This is a genomic window from Mycobacterium sp. E3305, assembly GCF_001666785.1.
Lineage (GTDB): Bacteria > Actinomycetota > Actinomycetes > Mycobacteriales > Mycobacteriaceae > Mycobacterium.
In genome coordinates this window covers 1-10,619 of sequence record NZ_LZJA01000161.1, presented here as the reverse complement: position 1 = coordinate 10,619, position 10,619 = coordinate 1, and the positions used below count along the sequence as shown (strand labels likewise).

Here is a 10,619-nt window from a genome sequence, read left to right as displayed (position 1 = left end):
TTTATCTGGACAACTACTTCTCGATCGCCAAGGCGCGCCGTGACCTCGGCTATGAACCCCTGTTCACCACCGAACAGGCGATGTCGCAATGCCTCCCGTACTACGTCGACATGTTCCAGCGCATGAAAAGCCAAGCGGACGTTGGGTCCCCGAAACCGGCGGTCGGCGGGGGGCAGTGAGTTCGCTTGCGCGGTCGCTGACGAAACCACCGCGCCGGGGCTAGAGTTCCCTCAGCGGCGACGACGCGGAGGGCGGCCCGGTGGCATGAATACCGAATTCACGCTCAACCAAAAGCGCGCCCTGGCGATCCTGACCGCGATCGCCCTGCTGTTCGGTGGTGAACAGGGGTTCATAGCCGAGGTCACGGCGCGCCTTGGCGATCGAGAAGTAGTTGTCCAGATAAAGCCGCTCGACGGCCAGCGGCTCGAGCAGCGGCGCCGGGATGCCGAAGCGGAAATGCAGCCGCTGCCAACCGGTCATCGCCACGCGCACCATCGGGCCGTTCACCCGCACGCGGGGCCAATTGGCGCCGCACGCCTCGACCACCGGCCGGGCGAACTCGAACATGTTGATCGGTTCGCCGTCGTTGATGAAATACGCCTGACCCGGTGCCGTGCCGCCGGGGACCAGGTGCTGGGCGGCCAGGATGAAACCGTGAATCAGGTTGTGCACGTAGGAGTTATCCAGGCGGGCCGATTTGCGGCCGATAAGCACCTTGACGTGGCCGGCGATCACGCTTTCGAAAAGTTTGCGGAACATCGTCTGGTCGCCGCGCCCCCAGATCCCGCTGGGGCGAATCGCACACGTGAGCATGCCGCCAATGTCGTTCTGCGACAGCACGAACCGCTCCGCGACCACCTTTGTCTCGGTGTAGAGGTCGTTGAACCGGGTGGTGTAGGGCAGCGTCTCGTCGCCGCCGGGAATGTTCTGGCCGCCCATCACGACGCTGTTGGACGACGTATAGACGAATCGCTTCACGCCCGCCGCCTGTCCGGCGTGCACCAGGTTCTCGGTGCCGCCGACGTTCACGGCGAAGCTGCGCTGCCGGTACGCGTCGGTCACCGACGCGCCGCCCATCAGCTCGATGATGGCCGCGGTGTGAAAGACGGTGTCGATACCGTCCACCGCCTGGGCGCAGACGGCGGTGTCGGTGATGTCGCCCTCGAGCACCTCCAGTTGCGGGTGCTCCGGAAGCGGCGACGGCGCGCGGTCGAACGAACGCACCCGGTATCCGCGGTCCAGGAGGGTGGTGACCAGGTTGGCGCCGACGAAGCCGGAGCCGCCGGTTACCAGGACGCGGCCGAGTTCGGTGGTCAGTGTCGGATCAGCCATGGCCCGAAGCATAACTGAAACGTGTTCCAATTTCGAACAAGATCATCGTCTCGGCTTCCCTAGAGTGGCCCAATTCAGGCGTCTTCCGCCTGGCTGGCCGCCAGTGCATCCTCGATGCGCTTGCGAGCCCCAGCTAAATGCTCTTCGCAACGCTTCGCCAGCTCTTCGCCTCTTTCCCACAACTTCAGCGATGCATCCAGGTCCAGGCCGCCCTGCTCCAGGAGGCGCACGACCTCGATCAGTTCATCCCGGCACGCCTCGTAGCCGAGTTGACTAATAGGTGTAATTGAATGCTCCTCTTCAGCGGTCATCGGTCTGCCCTTCGCTCACCGCGGCGATCGCGCCGTCGGCAACCCGCACCCGCAGCCGGCTGCCCGCCGGCGCGCCGGAGACCGACCGCAGCACCACCGGGGGCCCGGAGTCGGGGACCGCCTGCACCACCGCGTAGCCGCGGGCCAGCGTGGCCGCGGGGCCCAGGGTCGCCAGCCGCGCGCTGAGGTGGCCGACGCGCTCCGTCTCGGCGGCGGCCAGCCGGGTGACGTCGCGGCGTATCGCCGACCGGGCGCGGTGGATCTCCTCGGCGCGTGCCGTCAGTGCCGTCAGCGGTTCGGCGAGCACCGGCCGGCTGCGGATCTGGGCGAGCGCGCGTTGTTCGCGAGACACCCAGCTGCGCAGCGCCTGCGCGCTGCGCCGGCGCAAGTCGTCGATCAGCCGGAGCTCGGCGGCGGTGTCGGGAACCACCTTCTTGGCCGCGTCGGTGGGGGTGGCCGCACGCAGGTCGGCGACCAGGTCGCACAGCGGGTTGTCGGGTTCGTGGCCGACGGCGCTGATCACCGGGGTGCGGCACGCCGCGATCGCGCGGCACAGCGTCTCGTCCGAGAACGGCAGCAGGTCCTCCACGCTGCCACCGCCGCGGGCGACCACGATGACGTCGACCTCGCCGTGGCGGTCGAGTTCGTACAGCGCCTCGACGATCTGCGCCACCGCGTTGGGGCCCTGCACCGCGGTGTTGCGCACCGCGAACCGGACGCCGGGCCAGCGTCCGGTGGCCACCGTCGTCACGTCGCGCTCGGCGGCGCTAGCCCGCCCGGTGATGAGGCCGATCATGTTGGGCAGGAAGGGGATTGGCCGCTTGAGCCGGGGATCGAAGAGCCCTTCGGCGTCCAACAGCCGGCGCAGCCGATCGATGCGCGCCAGCAGCTCGCCGACGCCGACGGCGCGAATCTCGCTGAGCCGCAACGAGAATGTGCCGCGACCGGTGTAGAAGGAGGGCTTGCCGCAGACCACCACCTGCGTGCCCTCGGCCAGCTTTACCGGTGCGTTGGCCACCAGGTCGCGCGAACAGGTCACGGTCAGCGACATGTCGGCGGCCGGGTCACGCAACACCATGAACACCGTCTTGGAGTCGGCCCGGGCGCTGATCTGGGCGAGTTGGCCCTCGACCCATACCGTGCCGAGCTTGTCGATCCAGCCCGCGACGCGAATGGCCACCGCGCGCACCGGAAACGGGTTCTCGGCGGAGTTCGGTTCGGACTGTGCGGCCGGGGTCACTTCGCGTTCGCGCGGGTGATCCTGTTGGCCAGCAGCGTCTGAAAAGGCGCGCGGGCCTTCGTGGCCTGCTCGTAGGCCAGCAGGGCTTCGAGTTCGTCGACGCTCAGGGACTGCAGGCGGGCCCGCAGCTGCGCCAGCGTCAGGGTCGCGTAGTCCAGCTCGGCGACGACCGACGGTTGCGGAACCGACGGCGCGTCCGAGGATTTCCTGCCCTGTTTCAAGGGCGCGGCATCGGACGCGGCGTCGGCGAGCGAGTACAGCGCGAACCGTCCCTCGGTGCGGCGATCGCCGTCGGCGACACCGCCCTCGGCCGGGCCGGGCGCCTCGACCGCGTCGGGCAGGTCCTCGTCGAAGGTCGCCCATTCCGGCTGCTCGTCCTTCGGCGGAAAGATGTTCTCCAGGGTGCTGTCGCCCTTGATCGCCAGCTCGGCGAGGTTCTGCTGAAATCGCATCACAAGGTGCGCCGCCTGACTGGCCAAGGTCATGGGGTACATCAGGATGGTTTTCGGCAGCTTCATGGTCTCCTCGACGGCGACTGTCGCCGCGCCGACCAGTAGCCGAACTCCATACGGTGCAGTAGCCATGGGTCCAAGATTGCCTTAAGCGACCGCTAACTCCAAGCCCGCCGGCGCGAGCTGGCAAGCCCGTGCCGGCAGAACGTACCCTGGTGTCATGCCGCCGACTGTTGACATGGGGATTCCCGGCGCGTCCAGCTCGGTAGCCAGCGATCCGGCCCGCAAGCGAGTGCTTCTGGCCGAGCCGCGTGGTTACTGCGCGGGCGTTGACCGGGCCGTTGAGACGGTCGAACGCGCGCTGGAAAAGCACGGCGCCCCGGTGTATGTGCGCCATGAGATCGTGCACAACCGGCACGTGGTGAACACGCTGGAGCAGGCCGGCGCCGTGTTCGTCGAGGAGACCGACGAGGTGCCCGAGGGGTCCATCGTGGTGTTCTCCGCGCACGGGGTCGCGCCGACGGTGTACGCCGCGGCCGCCGAACGCAACCTGCACACCATCGACGCCACGTGCCCGCTGGTGACCAAGGTGCACAACGAGGCCAGGCGATTCGCCCGCAATGACTACGACATCCTGCTGATCGGCCACGAGGGTCACGAGGAGGTCATCGGCACCTCTGGGGAAGCCCCCGACCACGTGCAGCTGGTGGACGGGGTGGCCGCCGTCGACAACGTGACGGTGCGCGACGAGAACAAGGTGGTCTGGCTCTCACAGACCACGCTGTCGGTCGACGAGACGATGGAAATCGTCGACCGGCTGCGGCAGCGGTTCCCGAAGCTGCAGGATCCGCCCAGCGACGACATTTGTTACGCGACGCAGAACCGGCAGGTCGCCGTCAAGGCGATGGCGCCGGAGTGCCAGCTGGTGATCGTCGTGGGGTCGCGGAATTCGTCGAACTCGGTGCGCCTGGTCGAGGTGGCGCTGGGCGGCGGCGCCGCGGCCGCCCACCTGGTCGACTGGGCCGACGACATCGACCCGGCTTGGCTGGAGGGGGTGACCACCGTGGGCGTGACCTCCGGTGCGTCGGTCCCCGAGGTCTTGGTGCGCGGCGTGCTGGAGCGGCTGGCCGATCACGGCTACGACGTGGTGCAGCCCGTTACGACGGCGCAGGAAACCCTGGTGTTCGCCCTACCGCGCGAGATCCGGTCACTGCTCTGACGTAGTCGGGCGCCGGATGGCGCTCAGCCGTCGTATTCCCAGGACTCCATCGGGGGTCGCTGAGGCCGGCCATACGCCCGTGAGCGATTCCGGCGGTCAGGGCGACGCTCCGCCGCGGGCTCGTCGCCCGCGTCGCGGTAGCGCACCTGCGAGATGGGATGATGCGTCCCGCCGTTGCCGTTCGGCGTGGGGCGGCGTCGCCTCGGCTCGTGCGCCGGCTCATACCGGTCGTAGCTGTCGAACCGGCCGAACTGCTCTCCGGACAGGTCGTAAGGATCCCCGAAACGGCTGCTCCGCGGTGCGGGCCGCTCGTAAGGCGGCTCGTAGGGCCGCTCGTAGGGGTTGCGCCGGGTGCGCGGCTCCCGGCGGCCTTCACGGGTCGACTGGCCACGCGGGTCCGGATCGGCCTCCGGCCGGGGGCGCCGGCGCGACCGGCGGGGAGGTTCTGCGGGGTCGTAGTCCCTGGCGGCCGCCGAGCCCTTCCGGCTGCGCCGCTCGCCCGGTTCGGCGGTCTCATCCAGCGGTTCCCGCGAGCGCCGGGAATGGGTTCGGGCGGAGCGGGTGGTGGACCGATCGCCGCGCGCCGTCCGGCGGGCCCGCGCCGAGGAACCGGCCCCGCGGCTGCGCCGCCCCTTGGCGGGCGCCGCCTCGTCGGCGTCGTGCTCCCCGGATTCGGGACGCAGAATCGCCTGCAATTTGGCGGCGAGGCCGCCGAGGACGGACTTGGAGTCGGCGGATTGCGCGTCGTCCGGGGCGGGCGCCTCCGCGGTCGGCCGCTGCGACATGCCGAAATACCATCTGACCAGCCCGATCAGCAGCACTACCCCGGCGGTTCCCAGCATCAGCGGGAACCGCTCGATGAGCGGATAGCCGCAGTTGATCAGCAGATCCTTGAGATGGCCGACCTTGGCGTCGTGGAACAGCCAGTACGCGCCGGGCACCGCGACGAAAAGTATCAACGGGGGCTGGATGATCGCGGTGAACAGCCCGTCCTGGCGCACCGCGAGCACCGCCGCCACGCAGCCGGCTATATAGAAGCCCGCGAAGACGTGCGTCAGCTCCTTGTGGCCGGAGTCGATTCCGTATCCGATCGCGGTGGCGGTGACGGCGAGGAGCAGGGCGGCATACCACGGCACACCTGGGATATTTGGGTGGATCGACCGGTGGGAGGCTTCCACCGTCGAGGTTGCCCGCTGTCCTGACACATGTTGACCGTACCGGCAATGGGGCGAAAGCCCCGTAAATACCTTGTAGCGATCCCGGGCGTGCCACGCCCCGGAGGCTGGGAGGCGCTCGAAAGGTCCACGGCAACCCGCGGGGTCGCCGACCCCTAGACTTGGGTCCCTGTGAGCCTGAGCCTGGGAATCGTGGGTCTGCCGAATGTCGGCAAATCGACTCTGTTCAACGCGCTGACCCGCAACGACGTGGTGGCGGCCAACTATCCGTTCGCCACGATCGAACCGAACGAGGGCGTCGTTCCGCTGCCCGATCCGCGGCTGGACAAACTGGCCGAGCTGTTCGGGTCCGAGCGCATCGTGCCGGCGCCTGTGACATTCGTCGACATCGCCGGCTTGGTCAAAGGCGCGTCCGAGGGGGCGGGCCTGGGCAACAAGTTCCTGGCCCACATCCGCGAATGCGACGCCATCTGCCAGGTGGTGCGGGTGTTCTCCGACGACGATGTGACCCACGTGGCCGGTGAGGTGGATCCCAGATCGGATATCGAGGTCGTCGAGACCGAGCTGATCCTGGCCGACATGCAGACGCTGGAGCGCGCTGTACCGCGGCTGGAGAAGGAAGCCCGCACCAGCAAGGACCGCAGGCCGGTGTACGACGCGGCCGTCGCCGCCCAGGAGACGCTGAACGCCGGCAAGACGCTGTTCGGCGCCGGGGCGGACACGTCGCTGCTGCGCGAGCTGAACCTGTTGACCACCAAGCCTTTTCTGTACGTCTTCAACGCCGACGAGGCGGTGCTGACCGACGCGGCGCGGATCGCCGAGCTGCGCCAGCTGGTGGCTCCCGCCGACGCGGTATTCCTGGACGCGGCCATCGAGGCCGAGCTGAATGAGCTCGACGACGAGTCGGCCGCCGAACTGCTGGAGTCCATCGGGCAGACCGAGCGCGGGCTCGACGCCCTGGCCCGCGCCGGCTTTCACACCCTTAAGCTGCAGACCTTCCTCACCGCGGGCCCAAAAGAGGCGCGGGCGTGGGTGATCCACCAGGGCGACACCGCGCCGAAGGCGGCCGGGGTGATCCACACCGACTTCGAAAAGGGCTTCATCAAGGCCGAGATCGTGTCCTACGACGACCTGATCGGCGCCGGCTCCATGGCGGCGGCCAAGGCGGCCGGCAAGGTCCGGATGGAAGGTAAGGACTACGTCATGGCAGATGGCGACGTGGTCGAATTCCGGTTCAACGTCTAGCGGGAACACTGGCGTCATGGGACGAACAGATACCGCCTCGGTGGTGATCGCTGCCCCACTGAATCAGGTGTATGCCGCGCTGGTGGAACCGCAGGCGCTCGTCGAATGGCTTCCGCCGCAAGGGATGTCCGGGAGGTTCGATCATTTCGACGCCCGCCCGGGCGGGTCTTACCGGATGAGGCTGACCTATGCCGAGCCGCCCGCGTCGGGCGGCAAGTCAAGCGACGACTCTGATGTCGTGGATGGTCGGTTCGTCGAGATCGTGCCTGGCGACCGGGTCGTGCAGGCCGTCGACTTCGAATCCGACGACCCCTCGTTCGCGGGTACGATGACCATGACGTGGGCGGTCACAGCGCTGAGCGCCGGCAGCACCCGTGTTGAAATCCGCGCCGACAATGTCCCGCCGGGCATTTCCGCTGAAGACCATCTTGAAGGACTGCGGTCGTCGTTGGCCAATCTCGCGGCCTATCTCACGTCGGGGACGTGAGTGGCGACGACGTCGTGTTGCCATTCCGCATGCACGATGCGACAGTCGAATCACGCGTCTCGGGGGCTTGACCGGAGGTCGGGATGGCAGTCGATCGGCAGACGGTGGATCTCACCGAGTACCCCGACCTGGTGGTGGTGTATCTCGGGATGAGGGTGCGGCGGCCCCGCGGACTGCTGCGGATGCTGGGCCTCGGTCCCCAGATTCGTCAGTCGTGGAAGCGGCAACCCGACGGCCTCTTGTTGCACGAAGACCTCGTCTGGTCATTGCTTCCCCCGCATCTTGGCATGCGGCAGTACTGGCGCGACCTGGACAGCCTGGAGCGGTGGACTCGCTCGGAGCCGCATCGGCAGTGGTGGCAACAGTTCCTGAAAGACTCCGGCGGCACCGGCTTCTGGCACGAGGCGTATCTGATGAGCGGCGGCATGGAGGCGATTTACGATGACACGCCCCAGCTCGGCATGGCGCGGTTCGCTCCAGTGAAACCGGCCCGGGGCGCACGGTTCTCGTCTCGGACGCGGGCAGGCCGGACCGAGACGCCCGCCGCGACACCCGTCGTTCCGGAGGCCGACTATTACCGGGCGCAGGGCGACACGCTGCACTCGTAAACGGCTTCCGTCTGTAACGCCCAGGGGCACAACGTATTCAGCGCGGCTTGAGCCGGAAGATCGGGATGTCGCGGCCCGCGGGCGCCGCTTTGTCCCGGTACTCGGCGTATCCCGAGTAGATCCGGTTAGCCAATTCGAATAAACGGGCGTATTCGTCGGGATCGGTGACCTGCCGCGCGGTGAAGCGCTCGCCGCCGAATTCGCAGTCCGGATGCGCCTTCAAGTTGTGGTACCACTGCGGGTGTTTGGTGCCGCCGAAGTTGGAGGCCAGCAGGATGACGTCGGGACCGTCATGGAAGTAGGTGAGTTGCACCTCGCGCTTCTGGCCGGACTTCGCGCCGGTGGTGACGAGCGGCGCGTTGATGATCGAGCCCATGTTGACCCGCCCTCCCGTGAGGCGGAACAGGTATGGATCGGTATGGCGTGCGATGTGGCGGGCCATGAACTGCCCCGCCCGCGAACGTCCGAAACGAACGCTCGCCCGATACAGCGGGCCCCGGCGCTTGTGCGGGTCCACGTACCTCAGCGGCATCTCCCGACCATACTGGGCTTAGCCGGGGCAAAGTTTGGGGCTTGCTTGGATTCCGCTCCGGGGAAATGCTCTAGGGATGGGTGAACGCGTGAGGTCGTGCGTCCGGCGGTTGGGGCAAAGCTTGATGGGCGGCACCTTGGTGTTGTCCGCGCTCGCGCTGGCCGGCGGCGTCGCACACGCGGCCCCGACCTCGCACTGGTGCCCGGGCACTGCCTGGGATCCGAGCTGGGGCACCGTTTACGACTGGGACTGGGGTACGTGCCACGACTGGCAGGGCCCGGCGGGCCAAAGTTTCCCGACGGGCGCGGGACCGTGGGGGCCGGCACCGATATGGGCGCCGCCGTCACCGCCCCCGCCGTCGTGGGCGCCCGGGGCCAAACTGATGTGGAACCCGACCGGCCCGGGCAACTGGGGATTTTGGAACAACGGAATCTGGACCCCGGTCTAGTCGGGCCGCCCCGCCTGTCGGAGGTGCCTCGTAGCATGCCCTGGTCGCGTCACCGCAGCCAGGAGGGCTCATGAAATTCGTCTCGACCCGCATCATCACCGCCGACGTCGGCCGGCTCGTCGATTTCTACGAGGCGGTCACCGAGGTTCCCGCGGTGTGGGGCAACGAGCTTTTCGCCGAGATCCCGACGCCGGTTGGCACGCTGGCGATCGGCAGCGACAAGACCGTGCCGCTGTTTGGCGCCGGATCCGCCGAAGCCGCGGCCAACCGCAGCGCGATCGTGGAATTCCTGGTCGACGACGTCGACGCGCAATACGAGCGGCTGCGCGAACACGTGGGCGAGGTCGTGACCGAGCCGACCACCATGCCCTGGGGAAACCGCGCACTGCTGTTCCGGGACCCGGACGGGAACCTCGTCAACCTGTTCACCCCGGTCACCGACGAGGCTCGCGCCAAGTTCGGAATTTGACTGGCGCACAGATAAATTCGATGCGACGATAGCGACTGAGCCGATGGGGTGAGACAGTGTCGGCCCATGCGCACCGAACACCCGTGCGCGGGGTCCCCCGCGGCGTTATGGTTTAGCTCGTGGCCGCTGGGGACAGCCCCGAAACATCCGGAGAACTCGAACGCCAGGCCGAGGCGCTCGATAAGCGCGAGGAGGCGCTTGACGAGCGCGAGGCCGAAATCAGAAGGCGCGAGTGGCTGGCCGGTAGACGAGATCGGCTCGCCGACCAGCGAGACCGAATCGCGGACGATCGCGAGCGTCAAGCAGACGAGCGGGAGCGGCGCGCGGACGAACGCGAGGGCTCGGTGGAAGAGCGTGAGCGTGCCCGACGCGGGCGCCTGGCCGAACAGGCGATGCGCACGGATGCGACGGCCCGGCGAGAGCAAGCCGACGTCGACCGGGAGATGGCGCAAACCGAACGCGGGCCCGACTACACCTGAGGCCACGCGTTTGCTGGCGGCCGAATCTCGGCCAGCACTGCGTTTGCTATAAGTGCGGCGGACGCCATTGTCCGCATTGCGAATGACGTAGGCCACAAATTTTGGCGAACAATAACCGTTATTGCTAGCGTCCCCGGCCATGGTAGTACTTGCAACATTGATGTCATTGATTAATCAGGTTTCCGGGACGCCCTATATTCCGGGTGGCGATTCTCCCGCTGGGACGGATTGCTCAGGACTCGTTTCGTGGGTTGCCAACGCAGCATCCGACAGGCCAGTCTTCGGCAACCGGTTCAACACCGGAAACGAAGAAGCGGCGTTATTGGCGCGGGGTTTCCAGTACGGGACCGCCCCCAACGCCCTAGTGATCGGATGGAACGGCGGCCACACGGCCGCGACACTGCCGGACGGCACCCCAGTGGCCAGTGGTGAGCGCGGCGGCGTGCACATCGGTGGTGCTGGCGCCTACCAGGCCGGGTTCACGCACCACATGTTCCTGCCGATGCCGCCGGATGGGGAGGGCGCACTTCCCCCGCCGCCGGACGCGCCGCCCCCGCCGCCGGACGCACGACCTCACGCGTTCACCCATCCCTAGAGCATTTCCCCGGAGCGGAATCCAAGC

12 protein-coding genes and 4 pseudogenes are annotated in these 10,619 nt (G+C 67.7%); 10 read left to right on the top strand and 6 right to left on the bottom strand.

Annotated features, from left to right (window positions below; all coding sequences use genetic code 11):
* Both A5701_RS28225 and A5701_RS29350 read left to right on the top strand, forming a co-directional pair.
* Window positions 1–179, top strand: a pseudogene (locus tag A5701_RS28225) (steroid delta-isomerase); the annotation flags it as partial.
* An 85-nt stretch (window positions 180–264) separates the two neighbouring features.
* A pseudogene (locus tag A5701_RS29350) lies at window positions 265–378 on the top strand (hypothetical protein); the annotation flags it as partial.
* On the opposite strand, the pseudogene A5701_RS15150 reads toward A5701_RS29350, so the two are convergent.
* The 4 genes and pseudogenes from A5701_RS15150 to A5701_RS15135 all read right to left on the bottom strand — a co-directional run.
* Window positions 328–1,344, bottom strand: a pseudogene (locus tag A5701_RS15150) (NAD-dependent epimerase/dehydratase family protein); the annotation flags it as partial. The pseudogenes A5701_RS29350 and A5701_RS15150 overlap by 51 nt on opposite strands.
* A 62-nt stretch (window positions 1,345–1,406) precedes the next feature.
* A complete protein-coding gene (locus tag A5701_RS15145) occupies window positions 1,407–1,643 on the bottom strand; it encodes an exodeoxyribonuclease VII small subunit (protein ID WP_067754952.1) in 237 nt (78 codons plus the stop codon).
* Complete coding sequence (xseA, locus tag A5701_RS15140) at window positions 1,633–2,883, bottom strand: exodeoxyribonuclease VII large subunit (protein WP_067754949.1); 1,251 nt, start codon at window positions 2,881–2,883, stop codon at window positions 1,633–1,635. Before xseA ends, A5701_RS15145 begins: the two co-directional genes overlap by 11 nt.
* A complete protein-coding gene (locus A5701_RS15135) occupies window positions 2,880–3,467 on the bottom strand; it encodes a lipid droplet-associated protein (RefSeq protein ID WP_067754946.1) in 588 nt (195 codons plus the stop codon). The genes xseA and A5701_RS15135 overlap by 4 nt, the downstream gene beginning before the upstream one ends.
* Window positions 3,468–3,555: 88 nt before the next feature.
* Here A5701_RS15135 and A5701_RS15130 point away from each other — a divergent pair, with 88 nt between their 5' ends.
* Entirely contained in the window at window positions 3,556–4,554 is a 999-nt protein-coding gene (locus A5701_RS15130; RefSeq protein ID WP_067754944.1) for a 4-hydroxy-3-methylbut-2-enyl diphosphate reductase, read from the top strand.
* 23 nt (window positions 4,555–4,577) lie between these two features.
* On the opposite strand, the gene A5701_RS15125 is transcribed toward A5701_RS15130, so the two are convergent.
* Window positions 4,578–5,759, bottom strand: coding sequence for a DUF6542 domain-containing protein (locus A5701_RS15125; RefSeq protein ID WP_197498944.1), 1,182 nt, complete (start codon window positions 5,757–5,759; stop codon window positions 4,578–4,580).
* 141 nt (window positions 5,760–5,900) lie between these two features.
* Between A5701_RS15125 and ychF the strand changes: the two genes are divergently transcribed.
* The 3 genes from ychF to A5701_RS15110 all read left to right on the top strand — a co-directional run bounded on the left by ychF (window position 5,901) and on the right by A5701_RS15110 (window position 8,069).
* Window positions 5,901–6,974 (top strand): redox-regulated ATPase YchF, encoded by a 1,074-nt coding sequence (gene ychF / locus A5701_RS15120; protein WP_067754938.1) that lies wholly within the window; start codon window positions 5,901–5,903, stop codon window positions 6,972–6,974.
* Window positions 6,975–7,014: 40 nt separating this feature from the next.
* Window positions 7,015–7,461: an SRPBCC family protein gene (locus A5701_RS15115; RefSeq protein WP_231972832.1), complete on the top strand. Its 447-nt coding sequence runs from the start codon at window positions 7,015–7,017 to the stop codon at window positions 7,459–7,461.
* Between the two features lie 83 nt (window positions 7,462–7,544).
* Window positions 7,545–8,069 carry a monooxygenase family protein gene (locus tag A5701_RS15110; protein ID WP_067754933.1) on the top strand — a complete coding sequence of 175 codons (525 nt, stop codon included), beginning with the start codon at window positions 7,545–7,547 and terminating at the stop codon, window positions 8,067–8,069.
* Window positions 8,070–8,106: 37 nt separating this feature from the next.
* Here the strand turns inward: A5701_RS15110 and A5701_RS15105 are convergent, their stop codons facing one another.
* Window positions 8,107–8,601, bottom strand: coding sequence for a nitroreductase family deazaflavin-dependent oxidoreductase (locus tag A5701_RS15105; protein WP_067754930.1), 495 nt, complete (start codon window positions 8,599–8,601; stop codon window positions 8,107–8,109).
* A 124-nt stretch (window positions 8,602–8,725) separates the two neighbouring features.
* Between A5701_RS15105 and A5701_RS15100 the strand changes: the two genes are divergently transcribed.
* The 4 genes and pseudogenes from A5701_RS15100 to A5701_RS27530 all read left to right on the top strand — a co-directional run.
* Complete coding sequence (locus tag A5701_RS15100; protein ID WP_156670102.1) at window positions 8,726–9,049, top strand: hypothetical protein; 324 nt, start codon at window positions 8,726–8,728, stop codon at window positions 9,047–9,049.
* Between the two features lie 70 nt (window positions 9,050–9,119).
* Window positions 9,120–9,518 (top strand): VOC family protein, encoded by a 399-nt coding sequence (locus A5701_RS15095; RefSeq protein ID WP_067754924.1) that lies wholly within the window; start codon window positions 9,120–9,122, stop codon window positions 9,516–9,518.
* A 119-nt stretch (window positions 9,519–9,637) separates the two neighbouring features.
* Entirely contained in the window at window positions 9,638–9,997 is a 360-nt protein-coding gene (locus tag A5701_RS15090) for a hypothetical protein (RefSeq protein WP_067754922.1), read from the top strand.
* A gap of 139 nt (window positions 9,998–10,136) precedes the next feature.
* Window positions 10,137–10,547, top strand: a pseudogene (locus A5701_RS27530) (peptidoglycan endopeptidase); the annotation flags it as partial.
* Window positions 10,548–10,619 lie beyond the last annotated feature (72 nt).